The organism is Saezia sanguinis, from assembly GCF_003991585.1.
In the GTDB taxonomy this organism is placed as follows: domain Bacteria; phylum Pseudomonadota; class Gammaproteobacteria; order Burkholderiales; family Burkholderiaceae_C; genus Saezia; species Saezia sanguinis.
The window spans coordinates 1-244 of the sequence record NZ_PQSP01000175.1 but is presented as its reverse complement, the minus strand read 5'-3'; the positions used below and the strand labels follow the sequence as shown (position 1 = coordinate 244).

The 244-nt window shown below is 68.4% G+C and carries 1 protein-coding gene and 1 tRNA gene; one reads left to right on the top strand and one right to left on the bottom strand.

Features of this window, described 5'->3' with window-relative positions:
* Window positions 1-12: 12 nt before the first annotated feature.
* On the top strand, window positions 13-144 hold the full coding sequence (locus CUZ56_RS15405; RefSeq protein ID WP_275427167.1) for a winged helix-turn-helix transcriptional regulator: 132 nt from the start codon (window positions 13-15) through the stop codon (window positions 142-144).
* Window positions 145-154: 10 nt separating this feature from the next.
* On the opposite strand, the gene CUZ56_RS15400 is transcribed toward CUZ56_RS15405, so the two are convergent.
* Window positions 155-227 (bottom strand) — tRNA-Ala (locus tag CUZ56_RS15400).
* Window positions 228-244: the final 17 nt, after the last annotated feature.

Genomic DNA, 244 nt, shown 5'->3' with positions numbered 1-244 from the left:
GTCCGGCGGGAGGTGTACGCGGAGGTCCCGCCGCGGGTCGAATACTCGCTGACCCCGCTCGGAGAGGAACTCGCAGAGGCGCTGCGCCCGCTCGAGGAATGGGGCGACAGGCACCGCGGCCATCTGGCCGCAGTCGCCTGCTGATCGCCGAAAGTGGAGCCTAGGGGAATCGAACCCCTAACCCCTGCCTTGCAAAGGCAGTGCTCTGCCAATTGAGCTAAGGCCCCGGGCAGCCGTGCGGCCT